The sequence below is a fragment of the Agromyces lapidis genome (assembly GCF_009749405.1).
GTDB classification, from domain to species: domain Bacteria; phylum Actinomycetota; class Actinomycetes; order Actinomycetales; family Microbacteriaceae; genus Agromyces; species Agromyces lapidis.
Window position 1 is genome coordinate 236,702 of record NZ_WBIQ01000002.1, and the last position, 26,399, is coordinate 263,100.

Annotated in this window: 20 protein-coding genes; 8 read left to right on the forward strand and 12 right to left on the reverse strand. The window is 72.2% G+C overall.

What is annotated here, in order from left to right:
* Positions 1–77: 77 nt before the first annotated feature.
* From GQQ93_RS04280 to GQQ93_RS04300, 5 genes are read left to right on the forward strand one after another with little or no spacing between them, the layout of a single operon-like run.
* Positions 78–1,130: a Gfo/Idh/MocA family protein gene (locus GQQ93_RS04280; RefSeq protein WP_157423001.1), complete on the forward strand. Its 1,053-nt coding sequence runs from the start codon at positions 78–80 to the stop codon at positions 1,128–1,130.
* Positions 1,127–1,780, forward strand: coding sequence for a NeuD/PglB/VioB family sugar acetyltransferase (locus tag GQQ93_RS04285; RefSeq protein ID WP_157423002.1), 654 nt, complete (start codon positions 1,127–1,129; stop codon positions 1,778–1,780). Before GQQ93_RS04280 ends, GQQ93_RS04285 begins: the two co-directional genes overlap by 4 nt.
* Positions 1,777–6,324 carry a DUF4082 domain-containing protein gene (locus tag GQQ93_RS04290; RefSeq protein WP_212277249.1) on the forward strand — a complete coding sequence of 1,516 codons (4,548 nt, stop codon included), beginning with the start codon at positions 1,777–1,779 and terminating at the stop codon, positions 6,322–6,324. Before GQQ93_RS04285 ends, GQQ93_RS04290 begins: the two co-directional genes overlap by 4 nt.
* The gene (locus GQQ93_RS04295) at positions 6,324–7,559 is read left to right on the forward strand and encodes a glycosyltransferase family 4 protein (protein WP_157423003.1); all 1,236 of its coding nucleotides are present in this window, start codon (positions 6,324–6,326) and stop codon (positions 7,557–7,559) included. The genes GQQ93_RS04290 and GQQ93_RS04295 overlap by 1 nt, the downstream gene beginning before the upstream one ends.
* Positions 7,556–9,046: an oligosaccharide flippase family protein gene (locus GQQ93_RS04300; protein ID WP_157423004.1), complete on the forward strand. Its 1,491-nt coding sequence runs from the start codon at positions 7,556–7,558 to the stop codon at positions 9,044–9,046. Before GQQ93_RS04295 ends, GQQ93_RS04300 begins: the two co-directional genes overlap by 4 nt.
* Here GQQ93_RS04300 and GQQ93_RS04305 read toward each other — a convergent pair.
* Positions 8,958–10,379 carry an O-antigen ligase family protein gene (locus GQQ93_RS04305; RefSeq protein WP_157423005.1) on the reverse strand — a complete coding sequence of 474 codons (1,422 nt, stop codon included), beginning with the start codon at positions 10,377–10,379 and terminating at the stop codon, positions 8,958–8,960. The two genes, GQQ93_RS04300 and GQQ93_RS04305, sit on opposite strands and share 89 nt — an antisense overlap.
* 4 nt (positions 10,380–10,383) lie before the next feature.
* Entirely contained in the window at positions 10,384–11,370 is a 987-nt protein-coding gene (locus GQQ93_RS04310) for a hypothetical protein (RefSeq protein ID WP_157423006.1), read from the reverse strand.
* Between the two features lie 86 nt (positions 11,371–11,456).
* Between GQQ93_RS04310 and GQQ93_RS04315 the strand changes: the two genes are divergently transcribed.
* The gene (locus tag GQQ93_RS04315; protein WP_157423007.1) at positions 11,457–12,110 is read left to right on the forward strand and encodes a hypothetical protein; all 654 of its coding nucleotides are present in this window, start codon (positions 11,457–11,459) and stop codon (positions 12,108–12,110) included.
* Here the strand turns inward: GQQ93_RS04315 and GQQ93_RS04320 are convergent.
* Together GQQ93_RS04320 and GQQ93_RS04325 are read right to left on the reverse strand one after the other, a co-directional pair.
* The gene (locus tag GQQ93_RS04320) at positions 12,093–13,271 is read right to left on the reverse strand and encodes a glycosyltransferase (protein WP_157423008.1); all 1,179 of its coding nucleotides are present in this window, start codon (positions 13,269–13,271) and stop codon (positions 12,093–12,095) included. The genes GQQ93_RS04315 and GQQ93_RS04320 overlap by 18 nt on opposite strands.
* Positions 13,268–14,119 (reverse strand): glycosyltransferase family 2 protein, encoded by an 852-nt coding sequence (locus tag GQQ93_RS04325; RefSeq protein WP_157423009.1) that lies wholly within the window; start codon positions 14,117–14,119, stop codon positions 13,268–13,270. The genes GQQ93_RS04320 and GQQ93_RS04325 overlap by 4 nt, the downstream gene beginning before the upstream one ends.
* 101 nt (positions 14,120–14,220) lie before the next feature.
* On the opposite strand from GQQ93_RS04325, the gene GQQ93_RS04330 reads away from it, so the two are divergent.
* Entirely contained in the window at positions 14,221–15,402 is a 1,182-nt protein-coding gene (locus tag GQQ93_RS04330; protein WP_157423010.1) for a glycosyltransferase, read from the forward strand.
* A 3-nt stretch (positions 15,403–15,405) separates the two neighbouring features.
* Here GQQ93_RS04330 and GQQ93_RS04335 read toward each other — a convergent pair whose 3' ends face one another.
* Positions 15,406–16,611 carry a GNAT family N-acetyltransferase gene (locus GQQ93_RS04335; RefSeq protein WP_157423011.1) on the reverse strand — a complete coding sequence of 402 codons (1,206 nt, stop codon included), beginning with the start codon at positions 16,609–16,611 and terminating at the stop codon, positions 15,406–15,408.
* A gap of 110 nt (positions 16,612–16,721) precedes the next feature.
* Between GQQ93_RS04335 and GQQ93_RS04340 the strand changes: the two genes are divergently transcribed.
* Positions 16,722–17,630 carry a glycosyltransferase family 2 protein gene (locus GQQ93_RS04340; RefSeq protein ID WP_170296121.1) on the forward strand — a complete coding sequence of 303 codons (909 nt, stop codon included), beginning with the start codon at positions 16,722–16,724 and terminating at the stop codon, positions 17,628–17,630.
* 52 nt (positions 17,631–17,682) lie between these two features.
* Here GQQ93_RS04340 and GQQ93_RS17835 read toward each other — a convergent pair whose 3' ends face one another.
* The 7 genes from GQQ93_RS17835 to GQQ93_RS04385 form a co-directional block, all read right to left on the reverse strand.
* The gene (locus GQQ93_RS17835) at positions 17,683–19,242 is read right to left on the reverse strand and encodes a DUF4082 domain-containing protein (RefSeq protein ID WP_170296122.1); all 1,560 of its coding nucleotides are present in this window, start codon (positions 19,240–19,242) and stop codon (positions 17,683–17,685) included.
* A 134-nt stretch (positions 19,243–19,376) separates the two neighbouring features.
* The gene (gene wecB / locus GQQ93_RS04360) at positions 19,377–20,657 is read right to left on the reverse strand and encodes a non-hydrolyzing UDP-N-acetylglucosamine 2-epimerase (RefSeq protein ID WP_157423015.1); all 1,281 of its coding nucleotides are present in this window, start codon (positions 20,655–20,657) and stop codon (positions 19,377–19,379) included.
* A 14-nt stretch (positions 20,658–20,671) separates the two neighbouring features.
* Positions 20,672–21,928, reverse strand: coding sequence for a UDP-N-acetyl-D-mannosamine dehydrogenase (gene wecC / locus GQQ93_RS04365; RefSeq protein WP_157423016.1), 1,257 nt, complete (start codon positions 21,926–21,928; stop codon positions 20,672–20,674).
* Positions 21,921–22,751: a WecB/TagA/CpsF family glycosyltransferase gene (locus GQQ93_RS04370; protein ID WP_157423017.1), complete on the reverse strand. Its 831-nt coding sequence runs from the start codon at positions 22,749–22,751 to the stop codon at positions 21,921–21,923. Before GQQ93_RS04370 ends, wecC begins: the two co-directional genes overlap by 8 nt.
* On the reverse strand, positions 22,748–23,908 hold the full coding sequence (locus GQQ93_RS04375; protein ID WP_157423018.1) for a prenyltransferase/squalene oxidase repeat-containing protein: 1,161 nt from the start codon (positions 23,906–23,908) through the stop codon (positions 22,748–22,750). The genes GQQ93_RS04370 and GQQ93_RS04375 overlap by 4 nt, the downstream gene beginning before the upstream one ends.
* 231 nt (positions 23,909–24,139) lie before the next feature.
* Positions 24,140–25,147, reverse strand: a complete 1,008-nt coding sequence (locus tag GQQ93_RS04380) for a TolB-like translocation protein (protein ID WP_170296123.1) — start codon at positions 25,145–25,147, stop codon at positions 24,140–24,142.
* Positions 25,144–26,394 (reverse strand): MFS transporter, encoded by a 1,251-nt coding sequence (locus tag GQQ93_RS04385; protein ID WP_157423019.1) that lies wholly within the window; start codon positions 26,392–26,394, stop codon positions 25,144–25,146. The genes GQQ93_RS04380 and GQQ93_RS04385 overlap by 4 nt, the downstream gene beginning before the upstream one ends.
* Between the last annotated feature and the right edge of the window lie 5 nt (positions 26,395–26,399).

Genomic DNA, 26,399 nt, shown 5'->3' on the forward strand with positions numbered 1-26,399 from the left:
CCCGTTCGGGGGGACGCGAAGACGCGGGAATCGTGACATGTTCGAACTGAGTAATTCTCATTGAAGGGTTGGGTTCCGTGACCGACTCGCTGGGCATCGCCGTCATCGGCGCAGGGTACTGGGGACCGAACCTCGCGCGGAATCTCCACGCGAGCGCCGACTGGCGCCTCGACGTGATCTGCGACCTGGATCCCGATCGGGCGGCGGCGCTCGCCGCCCGATTCGGCGGAGCACGACCGGAGACGGACGTCGGGGCGGTGCTCGCCGACCCGCGCATCGACGCCGTCGCGATCGCGACTCCGGCGCGCACGCACGCGTCCCTCGCGTGCGCCGCGCTCGAGGCGGGCAAGCACGTGCTCGTCGAGAAGCCGCTCGCGGACAGCGGCGCCCACGCGGAATCGATGATCGAGGCGGCGGCCGCGAACCGCCTCGTGCTCATGGCCGACCACACCTACTGCTACACGCCCGCCGTCCTCAAGATCCGCGAGCTCATCGCCGAGGGGGCGCTCGGCGACATCCTGTTCCTCGACTCCGTCCGCATCAACCTCGGTCTCATCCAGCCCGACGTCGACGTCTTCTGGGATCTCGCCCCGCACGACCTGTCGGTGATCGACTTCGTCCTGCCCGACGGGCTCCGACCCGAGTCGGTCTCCGCGATCGGCGCCGACCCGCTGGGAGCGGGTCGGGCCTGCCTCGGATACCTCACGCTTCCGCTCGGCGGCGGGGCGGTCGCCCACGTCCACGTCAACTGGCTCAGCCCGACGAAGGTCCGGCAGATGATCATCGGCGGAACGCGTCGCACGCTCGTCTGGGACGACCTCAACCCGCAGCAGCGGCTCAGCGTCTACGACCGCGGCGTGGACCTGGAGCTCCAGACGCTCGACGGCGTGGAGCGGGCCGAGGCGACCGTGTCGTACCGGCTCGGCGACACCTGGTCTCCTGCCCTTCCGGAACGCGAGGCGATCGCAGTCATGGTCGGCGAGTTCGCCGCGAGCATCCGCGAGGGCCGCGCCGCCCGCACCGACGGCGCCGCCGGTGTGCGGGTGCTGCGCGTGCTCGAGGCCGCGACCGCGAGCGCCGCCGACGGCGGAGCGCCCGTCGCCGTCCGCATCCCGGAGCCGGTGTCATGAACGAGGTCGTGCTCATCGGGGCGAGCGGGCTCGCACGTGAGGTCGTCGCCTCCGTGCAGGGCGCGAACCGCTACATCGGCATCCTCGACGACGACCCGGCGACCCACGGCCGGACGATCGCGGGGCTTCCCGTGCTCGGCGGAGTCGAGCTCGCCGCCGACCGCGCCGAGCGTCTCCTCGTGTGCGTCGGGGCCGGCGTGCTCCGGCGCGCGATCGTGCGACGGCTCGCCCTGCTCGGCGTCGGCGCGGATCGCTACGCCGCCCACGTCGCCGACCACGCCGTGATCGGCGCCGGCAGTCGCATCGGGGCCGGCGCCGTCCTCCTCGACGGCGTCGTCGTCACCGCCGACGCCGTCGTCGGCCACCACGTCGTGGTGATGCCGAACACGGTGGTGACCCACGACGACGTCGTCGGCGACTTCGTCACGCTCGCCGCCGGCGTGGCCCTCGGTGGCGGCGTCAGCCTCGGCGAGGCCGCCTTCCTCGGCATGAACGCCGCCGTCGCCCCCGGCGTCGTCATCGGACGGGACGCCGTCATCGGCATGGGCGCGGTCGTGCTCGCCGATGTGCCCCCCGCGCAGACCTGGGCCGGTGTACCGGCCCACCCCCTCACCCGCAATGACCCGAAGATCGCGAGGTCGGGACCGTGAGCGTTCCCCGTTCTCCCAAGAGCCTGGTGGCAGCCCTCGCCGCCGTCGCACTCACGGCGGTGTCGCTCGTCGTCGCCCCCACCGCCGCGACCGCGGCAGCCGGCTGCGGCACGGCGCCGAACCCCATCGTCTGCGAGAACGCGCTGCCCGGAACCGACCCGTCGGTCTGGGACATCGACGGCGCGGGCGACAGCGGCATCCAGGGATTCCCCACGGACATCAGCGTCAACGTCGGCGGCACGATCGGGTTCAAGATCGACACCTCGGCGAGCAGCTACACGATCCAGATCTTCCGGATCGGGTACTACCAGGGCGACGGCGCCAGAAAGATCGCGGATGTCACGCCGTCGGCGACCCTGCCGCAGCACCAGCCCGCGTGCGTGACCGACCCGGCCACTGAGCTCTACGACTGCGGCAACTGGGGCCTCTCGGCCTCATGGGCGGTGCCGGCGGATGCCGTCTCCGGGGTGTACATCGCGCTGCTCGAGCGGCCCGACAACCAGGACTCCAGCCACATCACGTTCATCGTCCGCAAGGACGGCAGCCATGCGCCGGTGCTGTTCCAGACCTCCGATCCCACCTGGCAGGCCTACAACACATACGGCGGCTCGGACTTCTACCAGGGCGCCGCGAACGGGCGAGCGTACAAGATCAGCTACAACCGTCCGATCGTCACCCGGGACGCCCAACGCGGCCGCGACTTCTTCTTCGCGAACGAGTACCCGATGGTGCGGTTCCTCGAGCAGAACGGCTACGACACCGCCTACATCAGCGGGATCGACACGGACCGGCGAGGCGGCGAGCTGCTGAACCACGAGGTGTTCCTCTCGGTCGGACACGACGAGTACTGGTCGGGCGCGCAGCGGGCGAACATCACGGCGGCGAGGGACGCGGGCGTCAACCTGCAGTTCCTCTCGGGGAACGAGGGCTACTGGCGCACCCGCTACGAGCCGTCCACCGTCGGAGGTTCGACGCCCTACCGCACGCTCGTCTCCTACAAGGAGACCTGGTCGAACGAGAAGATCGACCCCGCGCCGGAGTGGACCGGAACCTGGCGCGACCCGAGGTTCGCCGGACCCGCCGCCGGCGGCGGCCTTCCGGAGAACGCTCTGACGGGAACCGCGTACCAGTCGAACTTCACCGACCTGCCGATCAAGGTCTCCGCGGCGGAGGGGAAGGCGCGACTCTGGCGCAGTACCAACCTCGCGTCGCTGGCGGCCGGCACGACCGCGACACTCGCCGCGCACACCATCGGCTACGAGTCCGACGAGGACGTCGCCAACGGGTTCCGGCCGCCGGGCCTCATCCGGCTCTCGACCACGGTCGGCCCGACCCCCCAGTACCTGCAGGACTTCGGCAACGACGTCGCCGAGGGCACCACGACGCACAACGTGACCCTCTACCGGGCGGCGAGCGGCGCGCTCGTGTTCGGCGCGGGCACGGTGCAGTGGACCTGGGGGCTCGACGCCACGCACGACGGCGACGGCGCGGCCGCCGATTCGCGGATGCGGCAGGCGCAGGTCAACCTGTTCGCCGACATGGGCGCGAGTCCGGGGTCGTTGGCGAGCGGACTGGTCGCGACCGCCGCCAGCACCGACCAGACCGCTCCGACCGCGACGATCACCGCTCCGACGTCGGGCGCGATCGCGCACGGCACCGCGGTGACGGTCTCCGGCACCGCGTCCGACGTCGGCGGCGGCATCGTCGCGGGCGTCGAGGTCTCGACCGACGGCGGCACATCCTGGCGTGCGGCCAACGGCACCACCTCGTGGTCGTACTCGTACGTCCAGAAGGGCGCGGGGGCGCAGACGATCCTCGCGCGGGCGATCGACGACAGCGCGAACGCCTCGACCCCGGCGTCGCGCTCGATCACCGTGGGCGGGCCGTACTCGGTGTTCGGCGCCACCGTGCCGCCCGTGCCGGATTCGGGCGACACCTCGAGCGTCGAGCTCGGACTCCGTTTCACGCCATCGCAGGACGGGTACGTCTCCGGTGTCCGCTTCTACAAGAGCACGGCGAACGCGGGCACCCACGTCGGGTCGCTCTGGAGCAGCAACGGCACCCGTCTCGCGACCGTGACCTTCTCCGCGGAGAGCGCCTCGGGTTGGCAGACGGCGACGTTCACGAACGCCGTCGAAGTGCTGTCGGGGCAGACGTACGCCGTCTCCTACACGGCGCCGAGGGGGCACTACGCGGTGACCCAGTACGCGTTCGCGTACCGCGGCGAGAACGCCGGGCCGCTCCTGGTCGCGGGCGGGTTCGGTGCCGCATCGGCCGGCGTGTACGGCGATCCCGGGGCGTTCCCGGCGGCGAGCTATCGCGGCGGCAACTACTTCGTCGACGCCGTCTACACGACGACCGACGGCTCGCCGCTCACCGCCCGGTCCCAGTCGCCGCTGCCCTCGTCGTCGAGCGTGCCGACCGACACCGTCATCTCCGCCGTGTTCTCCAAGCCGGTGCAGCCCGCCTCGATCGACCTCCGGGTCGTCGACCAGAACGGCGCGGCGATCGCCGGCACCACGAGTTACGCGGCCACCACCCGTACCGTCACCTTCACGCCCGCGGCTCCCCTCAGCGGCAACACCACGTACACGGCGAGCCTCAGCGCGACCGATACGACCGGGAGCACGCTGAGCTCCGGCGGCTCGTGGAGCTTCCTCACGGTGAAACCGGCTCCTCCGGTCGGCACCTGCCCGTGCGGGGTCTTCACCGACGCCACGACGCCGGGCGTGCTCGAGGTGAACGACGCGGTGCCGCTCTCGCTCGGCATGCGGTTCACGAGCTCGGTCGGCGGCACAGTGACCGGGATGCGCTTCTACAAGAGCGTGAACAACACCGGCGCGCACGTCGGCACGCTGTGGTCGGGCACCGGCACTCAGCTGGCGACGGTCACCTTCGGGTCGGAGTCGACGGCCGGCTGGCAGAGCGCGAGCTTCTCGTCGCCGATCGAGATCACCGCAGGCACCGAGTACATGGTGTCGTACCGCAACACGACGGGGATCTACCCGGTCACAGCCGGCGTCTTCACCGGCGGCGGAGTGACCCGGACGCCCCTCACGGCCGGTAACGGTGCGGGCGCGTACACCTACGGAACCGGGTTCCCGGCGTCGACCTCCACGGCGAGCTATCTCGTCGACGTGATCTTCGAACGCGGCCCGGAGCCGATCTCGCTCGTCTCGACCAGTCCGGTCGACGGGGCGATGAGCGTCGCGGTCGACACCACGGTTTCGGCGACGGTCAGCACCGCGATCGTCGCGGGCTACGCGCTCACCGTGCGGCGAGCCGGCACCGCCGTCCCTGGAGCCACCACGCTCTCGGCCGACGGCAGGACGGTCATCTTCACCCCGGCGTCCCCACTCGCCGACGGCGCCACCTTCGAGGCCTCGCTCACGAACGCGACGACTTCGCAGGGGGTGAAGCTGCCGACGCAGACCTGGACGTTCTCGACCGGCGGTCCCGGCGCCACGAGCACGACGCTGCTCGGCGACCGGACACCTGCGGTGACCGCGTCGGACGACTCCGCGGCGGTCTCGCTCGGGATGGCCTTCCGGCCGAGCGTCGACGGTGCGGTCACGGCGATCCGGTTCTTCAAGGGCACCGGCAACACCGGCACGCACACGGGCACGTTGTGGTCGGCCGCGGGCACGGCGCTCGGCCAGGTGACGTTCGAGAACGAGTCGGCGCTCGGCTGGCAGACCGCGACGCTGGCGGCACCGGTGCTGTTGAGCGCGGGACAGGACTACCTGGTCTCGTACCACGCGCCGAACGGCCACTACGCGTACACGAGCGGGGCCTTCACCGATCCGCTGACGGTCGGGCCGCTGACCGCGCTCGGGGGCGACAACGGCCGCTACCTGTACGGTGCGACGCCGGGACTCCCGGTGAACTCGTGGCGCTCGACGAACTACTTCGTCGATGTCGTCTTCTCGCCGACGGCCGGGCCGACGCCGCCTCCGACACCCACGCCGACCCCGACCCCGACGCCCACGCCGACGCCCACCCCGACCCCGACGCCCACCCCGACGCCGACGCCCACCCCGACGCCGACGCCGACGCCGACGCCGACCCCGACGCCCGTACCGACGGTCACGCTCTTCGCGACCTCCGCAGTGCCGGCGCAGGCGAGCCGGCTCGACCTTCGGGCCGCGACCCGGGCCGTCCGCTTCCGCACGAGCGCCGCGGGCGTCGTGACCGGCCTGCGGTACTACCGCGGCCCCACCGACACCGCGCAGCACGTCGGCCGGCTGTGGAGCGCGACGGGCGCCTCCCTCGCCACCGCGACGTTCCCGGCCTCGTCGACACCCGGGTGGCAGGAGGTCTCGTTCGCGACCCCGGTGAGGCTGACCGTCGGTGCCGAGTACCGCGCGAGCTACGTCTCGGGCACGAGATACGCCTACACCGGCAGCGCGCTCTCCGCCGCCGTGCAGAACGGAGTGCTCTCGACGATCCCGAACGGCGGCGCGTACATCTACAGCAGCACCGTGTTCCCGAACAACCTCACCGCGCACAAGTACTGGATCGACGTGAGGTTCAGGCCCGATTGATGCGCATCGTGATCTGCCCGCATTCGCTCGAGCTCGGGGGAAGCCAGCGGAACGCGATCGACCTCGCGACCGCGTTCGTGCGACGCGGTCACGACGTGACGGTGTTCGGCCCGGACGGTGAGCTCGTCGAGGTGCTCGAGGCACGGGGCATCCCGTTCGTCGAAGCGCCGCGGCCGCGGATCAGACCGTCGTACGCCGTCATGGACGCCCTGTGCGAGCTCGTCGACCATTCGTTCGCCGACCTCGTGCACGCCTTCGAATGGCCGCCGATCACCGAGGCCGTGTACGGGCCGTACGCACGCCGGCGCATCCCGGTCGTCGGGACCGTCATGTCGATGTCGGTCGCCCCGTTCATTCCCGACCGGCTGCCGCTCACGGTCGGGACGCGGCACCTCCTCGAGACCGAGTCGGGCGTGCGCCGGAGACTGCACCTGCTCGAGCCGCCCATCGACACCGCCCACGACCGTCCCCGCGATGTCCGTGAGGCTCGCGCGAGCCTGTCGATCCCCGACGGCGAGCTCGTCCTCGTCATCGTGGCCCGCCTCGTCAGGGAACTGAAGCTGGAGGGCATCCTGAGCGCGATTGCCGCGGTCGGCGTGCTCGGGCGCGAGCGACCCGTCCGGCTGGTCGTGGCCGGCGACGGGCCCGAGTCGGAGGAGGTGACCGCCGCGGCCGCCGCGCAGAACGACCGCCTCGGCAGGCGCGCCGTCGTCCTGCTCGGCAATGTGCCCGACCCTCGCCAGGTCTACGCCGCCGCCGACGTCGTGCTCGGGATGGGGGGCTCCGCGCTGCGCGGGATGGCATTCGCCAAGCCGGTGGTCGTCCAGGGCGAGCTCGGATTCTGGCGCACGCTGACGCCGGAGAGCGTCGATGGGTTCCTGGTCGACGGATGGTACGGCCGGGGCGAGGGCGACGACGGTGTCGGCGCGCTCCTCGGGGAGCTGGGCCCGCTGCTCGCCTCGGCCGCCACCCGCAGGGAGCTCGGTGAGTTCTCGCGGTCGGTGGTGGAGCGGCACTACAGCCTCGATGCGGCCGCGGATCGCATGGAGGAGCTCTACGTCGACGCCATCGTCAGGGGCCCGGAGATCGCGCGCTGGAGGCTGCTCCGGCCGTATCTCGCCGTCACGGCGTACGACCTCGACCGCAAGGTCCGCCGCCGGTTCGGCGCCGGCGTCGCCCGTGACGACTTCAACGCCCGCCCTGCGATCCGCGCGGCGCGCGAGGTGGCGCCATGACCGACCCGGCGGAAGGCGAACTTGAATCGGCGATCGGCCGCGGCCTCGCCTGGAGCCTCGTCAACACCGCGACCGCCCGCCTCGGCTCGTTCCTCACGGGCATCGTGCTCGCCCGGATCATCGCGCCCGAGGCGTTCGGGGTGTACGCCGTCGCCCTGGTGGCGCTCAACGTGCTGCTCAGTGCGAACGAGCTCGGCGTCAGCGTCGCGCTGGTGCGCCATCCCGGCAACGTCGACCGGATCGCCCCCACGGTGGCGACCCTCTCCATGGCCTCCAGCCTCGTCCTGTTCCTCGGGGCGCTCCTGGTGGCCGGCCCGTTCGCCGCGGCGCTCGGCGCGCCCGAGGCGACCGGTGTCGTCCAGGTGATGAGCGTCGCCGTGCTCCTCGACGGCATCGCGGCCGTCCCGAACGCGATGCTCACCCGGGCGTTCGCGCAGCGCGTGCGGCTCAGGATCGACCTCATCGCCTTCGCCGTGAGCACCCCGGTGACGATCGGGCTCGCGCTCGCCGGATTCGGCGTCTGGAGCCTCGCATGGGGTGCCGTCGTCGGGAACGCGACCGCTGCGCTCCTCGCCCTCGTGTGGACGCCGAAGCGCTACGGCCTCGGATTCGATCGGGCGGTCGCGGCCGAGGTACTGCGGTTCGGGCTTCCGCTCGCGGGGTCGAGCCTGCTGCTGCTCGTGCTCGTGAACGTGGACTTCGCGGTCGTCGGCCGAGTGCTCGGCACCGAGGAGCTCGGGTTCTACTTCATGGCGTTCAATCTCGCAGCTTGGCCGCTGATGCTCGTCTCCTCGATCGTGCGCCGCATCACGACGGCGAGCTACGCCCGCATGAGCGACCGGGGCGACGGCGGCGAGACCTTCCGTGCCTCGCTGCGGCTGGTCATGGGGGTCGCAGTGCTCCTCTGCACGCTGCTGGCCGTCTACGCACCGGCGATCGTCGTCTTCCTCTACGGCGAGCGATGGCGTCCTGCGGCCGCGGCGATCCCCGCTCTCGTCGTGCTGAGCCTCGGGCGGATCATCGTCGAACTGTCGTACGACTTCCTCTCGGCCATCGGCCGGACCATCGGGACGATGTGGCTGCACGCCGCCTGGCTCGTGGTGCTCGTGCCCGCGCTGTGGCTGGGCGCCGAGCTCCTCGGGATCCGCGGGGTGGCCGTGGCGCATGCCGTCGTCGTCGTCGCGGTCGTGCTGCCCGGGGTCGGGATCGTGCTGCGACGAAGCGGTGTGCCGATCCTCCCGCTCCTGCGCGACCTCCTGCTCCCGGTCACGGGGGCCGCGGCCGTGGCGGTCACCGCGTGGCTCCTGACCTCGACGCTGGAGGAGGGGTTCCTGCTGCTTGCGGTGGGCGGGGTGGTCGGCGGACTCGCCTACGCGGCGATCGTCGGCCCATGGTGGCTCAGGACGGGCCGGACGTTCGCCGGCCGGCCGGCCGGCCCGCCGCGCGCTCGCCCGCCGCGCTCGCGGAGGGCCCGATCGGGGCGCTGAGCAGGCTCTCCTGCCGCATCGTGTTCGAGAGGGCGCCGATCGCGCCGATCCCGAGGAACAGCGCGGCGGTCACCTGCGGGAACCCGAAGGCGTCGAAGGTCGCGAACCCGCAGGCGGCCGCGGCGACGAGTGCGAGGAGCGCCTGCGCGAGGCTCCGGGTGCGCGGATCGGCGCTTCCCCGTCGGCTGAGGACGGCGGTGCGCATCACGACGACGAGGAGGCCGACGAATGCCGCCGTGCCGATGACTCCGAGCTCGATCAGCAGTCCGAGGTACTGGTTGTCGAGGATCCGGTACTGGGGGAGGAACGTCGAGAAGCCCCGGCCGAAGAACGGATGCTTCTCGATGAACTCCCATGCGAGCGCGTAGCTGTCGGTGCGCGAGCGCGCACTCCCGTCATCGGAGATTCCCGTGAACAGCCGGGTCAGCGTCCCGAGCATTCCGGGGATCGCGACGTAGACGAACACGAGCAGGGCGCCGATCGCCCCGTAGGCGACCCTCCGTCGGACGCGCGGCCACGTCGGCAGGACGATCACGAGCACGACGACGACGGCGAGCACCGCCGAACGCGACACCGTGATGGGCACCGCGATGGCGATCGCGGCGACTGGAAACCAGCGCAGGACGAGACTGCGATGCGTGTCGAGGATCGCGAAGTGGAGTGCGAGCGGGAGGACCATCGAGAGCAGCACGCCGAACTCGAGCGGATGGATCGAGGTGCCGGCGGCACGGTTGAAGCCGCCGCGGTCGTAGACGCTCGTGAGGTCGGTGTTCGGCGACAGGCCCGGGATCTGGATGACGTCGACGAGTGCGGCGCCGGTCGCGAACTGGAGGATGCCGATCACCCCGACGACGCCGCCGAGGAAGACCAGCAGACGCAGCGGCGACTCCATCCGGCGAAGGCCGACGAGCCCGTCCGAGGCGAGCAGCGCGACGCCGAGCAGCGACGCGATCTGCAGCAGTCCGCGGTCCGCCCCGCTCAGCTCGAGCGCCTCGATCGGGCGGGTGGTCGCGGCGACGTAGCTGGCGAGCACGGCGACGGCGAAGACGAGCAGTGCACGGCGAACCGGCTGCGCGGGGGCGAGCGTCGCCGAGCTGCGATTGAGCTGCGCTCCGATCCACCAGACGAGCGCGATCAGGCCGATGACCGACGACGGCTGGCCGGCGGCGCCGAGTGCGGGGATCGTGAGGTTCGAGGGCAGCGCCATCACCGCCACGACGTACGCGCCGAAGAACCATCCGGCATCGAGGCCGCCTCGCGGCTCGGCCTCGGAGCGGAAGTACCCCGCCGCCGGGAGGGCCTCGGCGTGGTGCGCGCGATCCGTCGCGGTCACGCGGTCACCGCCCGGGTGCGAGTGACGGTGCGCCGGGCTCCGGTGCCTCGGACTCGGCCGCTGACTCGGACTCGGAGTCGTCGGCCTCGGCGTCGACACCGGGCTCGTCGATGTCGGGCTCGTCGGAGTCGGTTTCGCCGACCTCCGCCTCGACCTCGGCTTCCGCCTCGACCTCGGCTTCCGCCTCGGGCGCGTCGACGTCCACGTCGACGTGGTCGGGTTCCTCGGCGTCGGGTGCGCGGGCAGGCGGACCCTCGGCCGCCGAACGGTCGTCGGCGGAGACCTCCGCGGGGTCGACGGACGCCTCCGCCGCCCAGGGGGCGCTCGTCGTCTCCGACCGCGTCTCGGCAGCCATCGCGGCCGCGGCGCGCGAGGCGCGGTGGCGCCGGATGATCGCGTCGATCGACACGGCGACGAGCAGCGTGAGGGCGATGCCCCCGGCGCCGACGATGATGAGCGCGCGAGCCGTGTCGGCGTAGTTCGGCACCGCGATCGTGTTGTCGGTCACCGTCATCACGCGGAGCTGGAACGCGTCGGCGGCGTCGACGGAGGCCTGCAGTTCGCCGAGCCTGGTCGTGCCGACGTCGAGCAGTTCGGCGAGCGCGGCTCGCGCAGCCTCCTCGCTCCGTGCGTTCACCGCGAACTCGAGCACCGAGCCGGACACGCTCGCGTCCTCCTGGACCGTGTACTCGATCCCCGACCCCTCCGGTGCGATCAGCTCGGCGGTGCGGGTGTCGCTCAGCGAGTTGGCGAGCACGCCCGCGGCGACGTCGAGTCCGCCGAGATCGAGGAACGGGTTCTGCACCGGCTTCGTCTCCCCGCTCGGGGTCACCGCATTCGCCGGGGGGAGGAGCAGCACCGAGGCCGTCAGATCGTAGGTCACCGGAACGTACCTCGGGACGAGCAGCATCAGCCCGACCGTGGCGATGAGGCCGATGAGGACGATGTACCACCGTCGACCGGCCGCCCGCAGCAGTTCGCCGAGTTCCACACCACCCCCACGATTTCGTGTCGATGTACTGTTGAGTATATGAGGTGCCCTCATGTCGAGTGGAGCCCCGTCTCCGGGGGGCGACGATGACGGTGTGGGACCTCGTCGCGCGGCTCGGGCGGCGCTGGTACGTCCTCGTCGCCGGGGTGCTCCTGACGGGCCTGGCGCTGGTCGTCGTGCTCTCGGTGACGCCGACCTACTTCGCGCACGTGCATGTCGTCTTCGTTCCGCCGGCCTCGAGCGAGCAGAACATCCTCGTCAGGCCCACGGATTCGCTCGTGAATCTCGCCGGGGTCGTCGCGCGGTCGGTCCAGTCCGGGGGCAGCGCCCAGCCCGTCTCGGCCGAGGTGACGCTGCTCGGGGAGGGCGAGACCGAGGGCTTCCTCGTCAGGCAGCCCAACCGCGGCGGGCAGTGGCAGTACGAGTTCGTCGAGCCGGTGATCGACGTTCAGGCCGTCGGGGCGACGCCGGACGAGGCGATGGCGAGCCTCGACCGGGCGCTCGCCGAGATCGACGCCGCGACCACCGAGCTGCAGGACGCGCAGGGCGTGCCGGAGTCGGCGCGGGTCGTCACCACCCTGAATCCGTCGACGCCCCAGCTCGAGAGCCAGTCGGGGAGCCGGGTGAGAGCGGTCACCGCGACCGTGCTGATCGGGGTCATCCTCACGCTCTCGGCCGCGGGACTCGGCGGGGCGGTGCCCCGCCGGCTCGGGGCGAAGTCGTCAGCCCGGGGAGCCTGAGTTCGCGGTGATGAGCGCCGCGAAGTCGTTCGCGCGCTCGGCCCAGCTCTGCGTACGCGCATAGGCGGTGCGCCGGGCGGCCGCCTCCGGGTCGGGCGGCGCCTCGAGGGCTTCGACGGTCAGCTCGCCGAACGCGGCGGGGTCGGCTGCGATCCGCACGAGTCCGTCGGGGATCACGCGCGAGGCGGGCAGGTCGCTCACCACGGCGGGTCGTCCGGCCGCGAGGTACTCGAGGGTCTTCAGCGGATGGCTCGCCCGATTGAAGGCGCTGTCGGCGTACGGGGTCAGACCGACGGAGATCCGCCGCAGATAGGACGGGAGGCGTTCGAACGGTTGCGGTCCGACCCACTGCACGTTCGGCCGTGCGAAGAGGGCCCCGACCCGCTCGAGGTCGAACGTGAGCTGCCGCGGACCGACGACGAGGAGCGACGCCCCCGCGTCGGCGACGGCCTCGAGCATCGCCAGGTCGATCCGATCGGAGAGATGTCCGACGAATCCCGCGATCGGCTCGGGGAGGACGACATCGGTGGCCGCCTCCGCCGTGTCGACCGCCGCGAACAGCTCGGTGTCGCAGCCGTTGCCGATCACCTCGACGGGCCGCCCCGGCGCCTCCCAGCGATTCGCGATGACGTCGGAGACGGCGACGACGACGTCGGCGAGTTCGAGCTGGCGCGCCTCCCGCCGGCGCAGCCACGATTCGGAGATGCGGAGGATCCCCGCCCCGGCCGTCCAGTCGTCGGTTCCGTAGAGGATGCGGAGATCGGCGGGGCACGCGCCGAACACGTCGTCGAGGGATGCCACGACGAAGGCGCGCGGGCGGGCGCCGAGCCGCGCGACGGCGTGGGCGATCGCGCGCCGCGTCGCCCATTCGCCGGCCTCCCGCAGGCCCGGCCGCGAGATCCCCGGAAGCGTGACGGGCGTCAGCCGGGCGAGGCCGGGGGCGAGTCGCCGCAGGCGCGGCCCGCCGCCCTCGCGCCGGAGCCCCGGCTTGCGCAGCGGCGTGAGCATCGACATCGGCGGGTCGACGAACAGCACGGGCATGAGGCGCGAGAGATGGATCGCGAGGTGCTTCTCCGACAGCCACGTGTCGTCCCAGGAGGTGCCGGAGGCGATGACGACCAGCCCGTCCCACGACTGGTCGTCGAGCCCGTCGCCGCTCATGCCGTCCGACTCGTGTCGTCGCGGAGCCACTTCTCGCCCCCCGTACGGCGAACGCGTCGCTCGGCCGCGCGGGCCTCCACCGTCATCAGGAGGAACGCGGGCATCCGCAGCGCCATGCTCGGCTCGTGGGCGACGATCGCGAGCAGATCGCGCGGATGGGTTGCCGAGGAGGCGGGGGAGCGCCCGTCGCGCCGGAGCTCCCGCATACCCTGGATCGCCCGGATGCGGCGGCGGCGCAGGGCGCGCCAGGTGCGGGCGGGCCGGACGCGCGACTCGGCGCCGCCCGTGATGCTGCGCTCCGCCGGGGTGAACGCATCGGAGAAGGCGGCGTCGTCGGAGAGGTACCGCGGCAGTCGGGAGATGCGCGCGAACCCCGCCTCCGACACCGCGATCACCCCGCGTCCGAACAGCCCGGAGCGAACCTGCGGCAGGCGCTCCCAGATGTCGTAGTACCAGCGGGCCGGCGCGGAGACGCCGGTCCGGTCGAGGTGGAGCCGCGGCGAGGTCGCGAGCACCTCGCCGCGCCCGAGCGTCTCGACGAGCGCCCGGAGCCCGGCCGTGTCGATCGCGACGTCGGCGTCGACGAACACGATCGGGAAGGCATCGGCGCGGGCCGCCCCCACCTCGAGCGCGGCCGCCTTCGAGGCCTCGGGGATGCTGACGACCTCGACGCCGGGGAACGTCGCGGCGACCGCCGCGGTGTCGTCGGAGCATCCGTTGCAGACGACGATCACCGCGAACTCGTCGTAATGCGCCTCGGCGAGCAGCGGTCGCAGCAGCCGGGGGAGCGACACCTCTTCGTCGTGTGCGGGGATCACCACGCTGCACGATCGCTCACGCGGAACCATGTGGGGACTCCTCCCGCAAACGGTGGGGTACAGAGTACACTAACGACCGCGTCCGGGGCAGTGGTTCCGGCCTTCGGCCGCCGGGCTGGAGGGCGGAGGCCATGACCGTCTCGGGGACGAGCGCAGCACCGCTCCGGGTGCTCTACAGCTTCCCCCATGCGATCGGCGCCCCCGGCATCGGCACCACTGCGCTGCAGCAGGTCGTGGCGCTCCGCCGTGCCGGCGCCGTCGTGGTCGTCGTGTGCGCCTCGGTGGCGCCGGGCGTCGCGCTCGAAGACACGATCACGACGCTCGTCATCGCGGGACGTCGGATCCCGCACAGGGCATTCGGGCGCATCGACGACGCCCTCGCCTTCCATGATCGGCGCGTCGCCCGGATGTTGCGGGGCGGGGGCTTCGACGTGGTGCACACGTGGCCGAGCGGGGCGCTCCGCACCTTGCTGGCGGCGCAGTCCACCGGCGTCCTCGGCACCCGCGAGTCGCCGAACACGCACACCGCGCACGCGTACGCCGTCGCGCGGGACGAGGCCCTCCGGGTCGGATCGCCTTCGGTACGCGGCCAGTCGCATCATCCGAACCCCCGTCGCCTCGCCCGGGAGGAGGCGGAGTTCCGTGCGGCACGGCTCATCCTCGTGCCGTCCGAGCGGGTGTCCGAGACCTTCGTCGAAGCCGGTGTCGACGAGGCGAAGCTCGCGCGCCATCGGTACGGCTTCGACCCGGCCGTGTTCCATCCGATCGGCCGTACGGATGACGGATCGCGGCCGTTCACCGCGGTGTTCGCCGGTTCGGCGGAGCCGAGGAAGGGGCTGCACTACGCGCTCGAGGCCTGGCGGCGATCCGGCATCGGCGCCGACGGGCGGTTCCGCATCCTCGGCCGGTTCGCCCCGGGCTACCGCGAGCGGCTCGGGTCGCTGCTCGAGCAGCCGGGGGTGGAGGTCGCCGGCTTCAGCGACGACCTCGCGGGCGAGTTCCGCGCCGCGGACGTGCTGGTGCTCCCCTCCGTCGAGGAGGGGAGCGCGCTCGTCGGCTACGAGGCGCAGGCGTGCGGCTGCGTCCCGCTGCTCTCGCGATCGGCGGGCGGGCAGTTCCGCCCCGGCCTCGACGGCTTCCTCCACGAGGACCGCGATGCGGAGACGCTCGCCGAGCAGCTTCGGCTCCTGCACGGGGACCCGGGCACACTGCGACGGATGCGCGAGAGCTGCCTCGACGGCGCGGCCGCATTGACCTGGGATGCCGCGGGGGTGCGCATGCTCGAGATCTTCTCGGCAGCGCTCGGTCGCTGAGCGTCAGGCGTTCGGGCCGTCGTCCGCCGCCGCGGCGGTGCCGCGACGCGACTCGCGCTGTCGCCGTGCCCACGCGGTACCGCCGAGCAGGCGGTACGCGGCCGCACGGCCGGAGTTGGCGAGCGTGAGTACGGCACCGACCGCAAGAGCTCGCGGCCGGGCGGCGAGCAGCACGACGTCGCGCTGCTCGACCCCGCGATCGGCGTAGTCGCGCTTGTACTCGGCGTCGCCGTGGCCGAAGTCGATGGTCCGCACCTCGGGGTCGCGGCAGAGCTCGTCGAACAGGGCGTGCAGCACGACGGTGCCGACCCGCTCCTTGGCGTACGCGCGGTCGAACGCCGTCGTGTCGACCGAGTACGTGCCCGCGTAGACGTTGCCCCACCAGAATGCGACGGGTCGGTCGTGAAGGTAGAGCATCCGGACCCTCGCCCAGCCCCGGTCGACGGCGAGCGCAGTGCGGGCCTCGGCGAGCGGCGTCCGCCGGACGCCGACGCCCATCGCGCGCTGGTACGACGCCGCGGCGACCGTCTCGACGTCGGCCCAGAGCAGCTCGACGTCGCCCTCCTCGAGCCGTTCGAGGCGGACCTCGTCGTCGTAGCGGCGACGGAGCCGGCGCTCCTTGTAGCGGGCGTCCTTCGGCGTGCCCTCCGAACGACGGCGCAGGAGCTCATCGGGGTCGGCCGGAAGCTCGGCGAGCCAGCGGGTCGCCCGCGGCAGCGCGTGAACTCGGGTGAAAGGGGTCGAGACGGCGCGTGCCGCCGCATCGGCGGGCCCGTCGCAGCTCAGCTTCTGGAGGAGCACGGCGTCCGCGGCGCCGCTGGCGAGCGTGCCTCGGAGCGCCCGCACGACCGTCTCGTGATCGGCGGCGGATCGGGCCCCGAGAATCCCGTCGAACGAGACGACGATCGTGCGGAGCCCGAGGTCGGCGATGGTCCGGCTGCCGGCGCTGACGCGGAACCGGTGGCGCTCGAGGCGGGCGACGACCATGAGGGGCGGGTCGGGTTCGCGCTCGATGATCAGCACATGCGGCGTGGTGCCTGGGACTCGGGCGGCGAGGAGGAGCCAGTCGAGATCGGCATCGAGGTTCTCGGCGTGCAGTGTTTCCCAGATCGGGCGGAGCGACTCGACCCCCTCGGGCGTGGTCGCGGACCGCAGGCGGGTGGCGGCGGCCTGCGGCGACGTCGGGCGTGAGGCTGTCGGCCGCACCATGAGCCCGACTATACTTGCCCTGCCTTTCCGCGGCGAGCGGCCCCGGCGCGCGATCCGCGGCATCCGATGCATCAGGGGGCATGATGGCGCGCAGCGCACGGATCGGGGTCGTGGCCGTCACCTGGAACTGCGCCGACGACATCCCGGGGCTCGTCGAGTCGCTCGTCGCGTCGCGCGTCGCGGACGCGGTGATCGACGTCGTTGTCGTCGACAACGATTCGAGCGACGACACGCTCGATCGGGTGCGTGCCGGAGCCCCGTCGTTCGCGATCGTGCAGCTCGGACGCGACGCCGGCTACGCGGCGGGTGCCAACGCCGGCATGGCCGCCCTCGGTGAGTGCGACGCATACCTCATCCTGAATCCCGACATCCGGTTCCGGCCGGATGCGATCGAGGCGCTCTGGACCCAGATGCGCGACTCGGGTGCGGGCATTACGGTCCCGCTGCTCACGGACGGTGACGGCCGGGTGAGGCACTCACTGCGACGTGAGCCGACGATCGCGCGGGCGTGGGGCGAGGCACTGCTCGGCGGCGCACGGGCGTCTCGCGTCGCGGCCCTCGGAGAGGTGGTCTCGGATGCATCGGCCTACACCGGCGCCAGCCGCGCGGATTGGGCGACCGGGGCGATCATGCTCATCTCGGAGGAATGCCGAGCGGCCGTCGGCCCGTGGGACGAGTCGTACTTCTTCTACTCGGAGGAGACGGACTTCGCACTCCGCGCGCGGGATCTCGGGTACGCGTTGGTGCTCGCGCCGGATGCCGTCGCGATGCACGACGAGGGCGAGTCTCACGAGTCGCCCTCGTTGTATGCCCGCTTGAGCATCAACCGCGTGAAACTGTACCGCTCCCGGCATGGAGGTCTCGCGACCACGTTCTTCTCGTGGGGCGTCGGGGCCGGGCTGGCGCTCCGCGCCCGGCGGCCGACCCACCGGGCGGCGCTGCGCGCCCTGCTCGGAGTCGAGGGCATCGCCGAGGAGCCGGCGCCGCCGTCCTCGATCGGCGAGCGCGCCGCTGAGTGACGGGAGGCCGCCCGCCGGCACGGCGGACGGCCTCCCGGAGTCGGCTGGGGACTCAGCCTCGGATGGTGCCACCCGCGGTGACACCGTCGGAGGTGTACGCGTTACCCGACCAGGCGGTACCTCCACCGACGTGCGCGTGGGTGCCGTAGTAGCCGACCTTCGACGAGAACTTCGTCCAGAAGAGGTTGTTCCGGATGGTCGTGCCGTCACCGCCGCCGTACAGCGTGTAGTTGCCGCCGGCGAGCAGGTTGTGCTCGGCCACGAGCCCGGGCGAGGAGGCCGGCAGGCCGAGCGCGGCGGTCATACCGCTCGAGCCCGCATTCGTGATCCACATCTCGACCGTGTTGTCGGCGATCCTCGCGGGACCGCTGATGCGGTCCCCGGGGTAGTGGAGCGCGTCGTAGTGCACGCCGTCGGTGCGGACCACGAAGTCGTGGATCCAGTTGCCGATGACCCGGGCGCCCTCGCCGTACAGGCTGATGCCGTCGCCGGCGATCCAGCTCACGTCGTTGCGGCTGAACTCGACGTCGTCGCCGACCAGCTTCACGCCGCTCGCCGGGGACTTCCACCAGTCGGTCCCGGAGGTGCCGCGGATGATGTTGTCGACGATCTTCGCGCGGTCGCCGGTCACGTGGATCGCGGCCTGGTCCCAGGACACGTCGGTCGCACCTGCGATGAGGTTGCCCTGGATCGTGACGTCGTCGGCCTCGATGCGCAGCCCGGCGGGGATCACCTTCCCGGTGATGACGGTACCCGCCTTCGTGATCGTCATCGGCCCGGTGTACGCGTCGCGGGGGGTGAACCCGGCCGCGGCGGGGCCGGTGTTCGACGAGCCGGCGAATGCCGAGGAGCCGCCGGTCGGCGGCGTCGGCGTGGGCGTCGGCGTGGGCGTCGGCGTGGGCGTCGGCGTCGGCGTGGGCGTGGGAGTCGGCGTGGGGGTGGGGGTGGGGGTCGGCGTCGGCGTCGGCTTGACGGCCTGGTCGGGCCGGAAGACCACGTCGACCAAGTACGTGCTCGAGCGCCAGTTCTTCGTGGGGAATGAACCCGCACCGCCGTAGGCGTAGACGCCGCCCGCTCCCGCGCCGACGGTGGTGAGGGAGGCCGAGGTCGTCGTCGTCGTCACGTCGAGCTTCGTCGCATACCGGCCGTTGGGTGCGTGGTAGGACGCGACGTACTGCCGGCCGGCGGTCACCGTGACGGGCTTGTCGAAGTACACGGTCTGCCAGCCGGTCACCCCCTCGTTGGTGAAGGTCGCCTTGGCGAGCCGCTTGCCCGACGCGCTCCAGAGGCTGCCGACATGGGTGCCGGTGTTGGTGCTCGTCTTCCAGTAACGCACGCCGAGCACGGCGCCGTCCCGGCTCGCCCGGAAGGTCGTGCCGAGCTCGACGGACGCGCGGTCGGCATCGATGGACACTCCGCGGGGCGATGCCGTGCCGTAGAGGCTCTCGGCGGTCGTCAGGGTGCCGGCGGACGGCAGTCCGGCGACGGAGTCGACGGTCGGCGCAGCGGCGATCGCGGCGGTCGCGGATCCGCCGACGGCGATGCCGAACGCCAGGATGAGGGCGGCGGTCGCCGAGGTGCGAGGTCGATGAATCGAAGAGGGATGGGGCAAAACGTGGTTCTCCTGTGCAATGCATGGACGATGGTCTGTCCGGAAGCAGCTCGTACCGGTAGGGCGGAAGGGCCGAGCCGCCAGACCACCCTTTCAGGGGGGTCGGACGACCGCAACATGAATTGAGGATTCTTTCAGTTTTGCGGTGAGTTCGCGGCGGTGCGCTGCTGCCGCTGCTCGCGCGCGCCCCACCAGAGGTGGGCGAGCGCGGGATGCATCGCCGGCGCACCCGCTCTCCGGTGGCGTCGGCTCTCGGCCTCGGCCTCGGTCTCGACGGGCGCGATGAACTCCTCAGGCGGTTCCCGAAGCCCGAAGTGCGCGCCGAGCGCTGCGACCACACGGTCCGCCGCCCGGCCGTCGCCGTAGGGATTGACCGCGCGAGCCATCTCGAAGTATCGGTCGGGCTCGTCGAGGAGTTCGCTCGCGGTGTCCACGATCCGATCCTCGTCGGTGCCGACGAGGGCGACCGTGCCGGCTTCGACCGCCTCGGGGCGCTCGGTGGTCTCGCGGAGCACGAGCACCGGCTTGCCGAGGCTCGGCGCCTCCTCCTGGACGCCGCCGCTGTCGGTGAGCACGATCGTCGACGCAGCGACCGCGTGCGCCATGTCGACGTAGTCGAGCGGGGCGGTCACGACCACGTTGTCCAGCCCCTCGAGCGGGGGCAGCAGCGACTCCCGCACGATCGGGTTGAGGTGGGCGGGCAGCAGCACCTTCGCCTGGGGGTACCGCCGTGCGAGGCGGGCGACGGCGCGCCCGATCCGCTCCATCGGAGCCCCCCAGTTCTCCCTGCGGTGGCTCGTGACGAGGATGAGTCGTTCCGCGCCCCCGATCCGGTCGAGCGCCGGCTCGGTCGTCGGCAGGTGCATCCCGTGCACCTGGAGCAGTGCGTCGATGACGGTGTTGCCCGTCACGTGGATGCTCGCCGGATCCACGCCCTCGTGCTCGAGATTGCGGCGGGCGTTGGAGGTCGGCGCGAGGTGCAGGGAGGCGAGCACCGTCGCGAGCCGCCGGTTGATCTCCTCGGGGTAGGGGTCGTAGCGGTGCGAGGTGCGGAGTCCCGCCTCGAGATGCGCGACGGGCACCTGCGCGTAGAAGGCGGCGAGCGCGGCCGCGAACACCGTCGTGGTGTCGCCCTGGACGAGCATCATGTCGGGCTTGTGCTTGGCGAGCAGAGGTTCGATCCCCTCGATCGTGCCGGCGGTGATCCCGGTGAGGTTCGGTCGATCGCGCAGCAGGTCGAGGTCGTGATCGGGTCTGATGCCGAAGATCTCGTTGACCTGGTCGAGCATGAGCCGATGCTGGGCGGTGACCGCGACCACGGTCTCGAAGCAGTGCGTCCGTCGGAGCGCGGTCACGACCGGGGCGAGCTTGATCGCCTCGGGGCGTGTGCCGTAGACGACGAGGATGCGGGGCATGGGTCCTCCGTTCGTCACCGCCACGCGCCCCGGGTGTCGAACACCACCCGGCCTTCCAGACGCGATCGCGGAATGGATGTGAATTGGGAATGGTCGACGAGGAGCACCACGATGTCGGCCTCATCGATGGCCTCGCCGACGGGCTGCATGCGCACGTTCGGCCGCCCCGAGAGGGCGGCCGGCAGCTCTCGGGCGAACGGTTCCGAGACGCGGATGTCGAGTTCGGGGGCGAGGTCGGCGAGCGTCTCCACGACGTCGACCGCGGGCGACTCGCGGAGGTCGTCGATGTCGGCCTTGAACGCGAGGCCCAGGCAGGCGACGGTCGGCTGCCGGAAGCGCGCGGCGCGCTCGAGCACCATCTCGGCGACGTGCCGCGGCTTGGAGTCGTTCACCTCGCGTGCCGTGCGGATGAGGCGCGAGAGCTCCGGTGCCATGCCCACGATGAACCAGGGGTCCACCGCGATGCAGTGGCCGCCGACACCCGGGCCGGGGTTCAAGATCTGCACGCGCGGGTGGCGGTTCGCCAGGCGGATGACCTCCCATACGTCGAGCTTGGCCTGCTCGCAGATGAGCGAGAGCTCGTTGGCGAAGGCGATGTTCACGTCGCGGCTGGCGTTCTCGACGAGCTTCGCCATCTCGGCGCTCGCGGCGTCGGTGGTGAAGATCTCGCCCTGGGTGAAGACGCGGTAGAGCGCGGCCGCCCGCGCCGCGCAGCGTGGCGTCACGCCGCCGATCACGCGGTCGTTCGTGATCATCTCGATCATGATCCGGCCCGGCAGCACCCGCTCGGGGCAGTGCGCGACGTGCACGTCGGGCACGCCCTCGTCCTCGTGGGGCATGGCGAGGTCGGGGCGGAGGCCCTTGATCCAGCGGCTGACCTGCTCGGTCGTGCCCGGCGGCGATGTCGACTCGAGCACGACGAGCTCGCCGCCGCGGAGCTTCGGCGCGATCGAGGCCGCCGCCGCGCGCACGAAGGAGAGGTCGGCGGTCCGGTCGCCGTTGAAGGGCGTGGGCACGGCGATCACGTAGGCGTCGGCCTCGGGCACCGTCGTCGTCGCGGTGAGCCGCCCCATGCCGACCGCGCCGCTCACGCCGATCGCGAGATCGGGCTCGACGAACGGGATGCGTCCGGCCGCGACGGCTTCGACGGTCGCGTCGTCGACGTCCACGCCGATGACGTCGACCCCCCTGGTCGCGAGGGCGACCGCGGTCGGGAGCCCGATGTAGCCGAGCCCGAGGATCGCGACGGTGCCGCTGAAGGGTTCATCCATCGGAGTCTCCGGAGTCTCGTGCGCCGGCCGGGTGGGCGGGGTGGGCCGCCGGGCGGTAGGGCGGGGTCGCGTGCAGCCGTTCCCGCACGGTGAGGACGATGAAGGCCGTGTTGGTCGACAGGTATCGTCCGGCGAGCCGCCGGGGCTCCTGCAGCAGCCGGTAGAGCCACTCGAAGCCGAGCCGCTGCCACCGGTCGGGCGCTCGCCGGGTCACCCCGGCGAGCACGTCGAACGAGCCGCCGACGCCGTGCAGGATCGGCACGTCGAGCTCGTCGCCGAAGTGTGCGAGGAACTTCTCCTTCTTCGGGGAGGTGATCCCGAGGAACAGCATGTCGGCGCCGCTCTCGGCGATCTCGTGGGCGAGGTCGCCCGCCGAGGCATCCGGGAAGTAGCCGTCGTGCGCGCCCGCGATGCGGACGCCGGGGAACCGGGCGCGCACCTCCTCGAGCATCCGATCGAGCACCTCCGCTCGGGCGCCGAGGAAGTAGACGGCTCGGTGGTCCGCATCGGCCACCGCGAGCAGGCGCTCGAACAAGTCGCAGCCCGCCACCCGCTCCGGAAGCGGATGGCCGAGGAAACGGCTCGCCCAGACGACCGACTGGCCGTCGGCGAGCAGGACGTCGGGCTCGAGCAGGGAGTCGCGCAGTTCGTCGTCGGCGCGCATGTGCACGATCTTGGCGGCGTTGACGACGCCGACGAGCAGCCGGCGATGCGCGCTGATCGCCTCGCGCGCCCTCGCCAGGACGTCGTCCATCGTCAGCGGGTCGAACTCGAGGCCGAAGAGGGGTTGGCGGCGGGGGGAGTCGAGGTTGGTCGTCGTCATCGGATCCGCCCCTCCTCGAGAATCGGATGCCACGCGTAGAGCGCCCAGCCGAGCTCGTAGGGCCGGCACTCGTGATCGATGCGCTCAGGGGGGAAGGCCGCGTCGAGGCCGGGCAGGTGCCAGCCGGGCCGCAGCGCGGTCGTCGCCGCCGAGATCGTGCGCACGGCCTTCCGCGGCTCCCTCCGGCCGAGCTTGCGCCAGACGAGCGAGTGCGACTCTGCGACGAGCTCGCCCGCGCCGGGTCGGTCGAGCCAGCCCATGCCGCGCTCGATCGGGGCGAGGTGCTCGACGCCGCCCGCGCGCGCGAGGTCGAAGAGCGCCATGGGCGCCATCGCGTGCTGGTGGACGCTGTACACGGGGTAGCGCTCGACCACCTCCCCGGTCCGCGCGTCGTAGTGCCACCACCACTCGCCCGACCCGCCCTGCAGTCCGATGATCCTGCGTGCGGTGCGCTCGGCCCGCTCGAGGGCGTCGGCGTCGCCGGTCAGCGAGGCGAGTCGTGCGAACGCCTGGAGCGGGTAGACCTGGTCGGCGAAGCTGCCGACGTGCGCGCGGAGCCGCCCGCCGCGTCCCGCGGGGACGGTGTGCGGATAGCATCCGTGCTCGCCCTGCGCCTCGGCGAGGCGTCGGGCGGACGACTCGGCGAGGCGGGCGGCGTCGGCGTCGGCCGGGTCCAGGCGGAGGGCGGCGACGGCGGCGGTGAGCATCCACGCGAGGTCGACCGTCGGGGTCGCGTCGGCGGCGTCGGCGGCGTCGGCGAGGCGGGCGAGCGGCGCGGGCTCGATCCGGCCGAGCGCTTCCGCGGTCGCCCATACCGACAGGGCGACGGCGCCGAGGTCGCCGCCCGCCATGACCGGACCGCGGAGCCGGAGCAGCAGCGCTTCGAGCGAGCCGCCGTCGAGCGCGGACTCACGGGCTGCGGCCGGGGCGACGGAGAGTCCGAGCACCGCGATCGCCGTGTAGCGCAGGCTCGTCCCCTCCGCGCGGAGCGCCGATCCGGCGCGATCCGGTACGAGGCGGACGGTGTGCGCGAAGGTCTCGGAGCGGGGGTCGTAGGCGAGGCGAAGCCCGGCCGGAGCGAGGCGGAGGATCCGCTCGGCGGTGCGCCGGGTCGTCGGCGAGAGTCGGGACTCAGTGCTCTGCTGCGACTCGCTCATGGGGGATCCGACCGGCGGGAGTGCCGACGCCTCGGCACGCGTTTCGGGGACGCTGGGTATCGATCGAAGTCGGGCTCACGGGTGCTGCCTCTCCGTACGCGATGGAGTCGGGTGGGGGCGTGGGCTCGGGTCGCTCACCGGTGGGTACCGAGGGTGAAGAAAACTCACGTATTCCCTGTCGTCACGGTAGCCCCTCGTGCCCCCGGTCCTCGCGCCCCAAGTCGGGGGGCACTAGCGGACGACCGAGGGGGAGGAGGCGTGCCTGAGGTACTCCGACGCCTCGGAGCGGCCGTCGGCGGCGATCCGCCAGACGTCGCCGTCGCCCACCTCGGCGCCGGGCATGCCGTAGAGCAGCGTCTCCTCGTCGAGCCACTCGACCTGGTCGTCGACGCTCCGCTGTTCGGGCAGGATCGTCACCTCGCCGCTGTCGAGGTCGAGCACTGCGATCCGCCAGTCGGGGACCGTCGATTCGGAGACGTCCCGCTTGAAGGCGATGCGGCTGCCGTCGGGCGACAGGGACGGGCACTCGGCGTCCGCCTCGATCGAGGTGAGCGTCCGCGCCGCCACGTCGCCCTTCACGAGCCACGTCCGGCCCCCCGAGGCCGCCGTCGCGTAGAAGGTCGCCCCGTCCTCGGCGAAGGTGACGCCCCAGAGGTTCCGGTCGACCGCGTCGAGACGGCTGCCGTCGACGGTCAGCGCGAAGTCCTCGAGGTTCTCGCGGGCGTCGCCGTCGACGGGGCCGACGACGGTCTGGGTCGAGAACCCGGTCGTGGCGTAGGAGTGCCCGGTCACGAACGCCGTCGTCGCGACCAGCTCGCCGTCGGGAGAGAGGCGCGCCCGGCTCGGAATGCCGGCGAGCGGCCAGCTTCGCACGGCCTGCCAGTCGGCGGTGTACAGCGTGGCACCGAACGTCGTGACGACGCCGCGATCGGTGTGGAGGCAGATGGCGGCCGCGTCGCTCGCGTCGATGCGGTCGCACGCGATCGGCAGGATCGTGCGCGCCCCTGCGGGGTCGTCGAGGGCCACGAGGGCGGCGTTGCCGTATCCCTGGCCGGCCGCGGTGTTGCGGAACACCAGGCGCGGCTCGTCCGCGGCCGGCGCGTCGGTGGTCGTCACCGCCTCGCTGGGAGACGAGGCGCGGGCGAGCTGCGCGAAGTAGGCGGTGAGTCCGTACGCGAGGGCGCCGGCGAACAGCGCGATCGCGACCAGCGCGATGGTGAGTCGTCGTCGGCCGGTCACGACGTCGTCCCCGCCTTCCGGCGCAGCAGCACCGCGATGACGGGGATGGCCACGGCCAGGCCGCACGCCATCACGAGCACGGCGGTGGTCGGGCCGAGCAGGTACCAGAGCACGCCGAATCCGGTCGAGGCGATGAGGCGTGCGAGCGCGACGACGGTCTGGGCGGCTGCGATCCCGGTGGCGCGCGCCTCGGGCGGGGTGACCATGGCGGCGATGGCCGCGAGGATGCCGTCGGTCGAGGCGTAGAAGACCCCCAGGAGGACGAGGCAGAGCAGCGTCGACGCGAGGCCGAACGAGGGGGCCGCGGCCGCGAGGTACGCCGCGAGCAGGGCGACGTAGCCGAGCACGAACACCCGCGTGCGGCCGAACCGGTCGGCGAGCCGGCCGATGGGCACCGCGAGCGCCAGGAACACCACGTTGGTGCCGACGTAGAGGAGTGGGAAGAACTCGGCGGCGAAGCCGTCGCGCGCCTGCAGCAGCAGGTAGAGGAAGCCGTCGCCGATGGTGAGCAGGCCGAGCACGCCGGTGACGACGAGGAGCCGCCGGAGTTCGGGAGCGAGCAGCGACCGCCAGCGGAACGGAGTGCGCGGTGCTTGCGTCCGCGCGGCGCGGTCGGCACGCGGGCGCAGGTTCGGCACGGCGAGTCCGAGCAGGACCACGCCCATGACGGCGAACGCGAGGGACACGACGAAGACCGTGCTGAAGCCGTCGGGGATGAGGAAGAGGATGAGGAAGGCGATCAGCGGGCCGGCGGCGGCGCCGACGGTGTCGAGCATGCGATGGACGCCGAACGACCGCCCCAGGTCCGACGGATCGGACGCCGCCGAGATGAGGGCGTCGCGAGGGCCGGTGCGGATCCCCTTGCCGATCCGGTCGGCCGTGATCACCGCGAGCAGCGCGCCGAACCCGGTCGCGAAGACGAGGGCGATGCGGGCGAGCGCCGAGCATCCGTAGCCGATGAAGGCGATCCACTTCGGCTGGTCGCTCCGATCGGCCGCCCAGCCGCCGGTGATCCTGACGAGCGCGCTGACGCCCTGATACAGCCCGTCGAGGAACCCGAACGCGATCATGCCGAGACCGAGCACGCTCGTCACGTAGAGCGGCAGGACGGCCGCGGTCGACTCGGAGGAGACGTCGGTGAGGAGGCTGACCACACCGAGCACGACCACGGTGGCGGAGACCCGCGCGCCCGAACCGCCGCGGGTCCCGTCCCCGGTGGCCGGGGTGTTCGAGAACGAGATGTACATGGGCG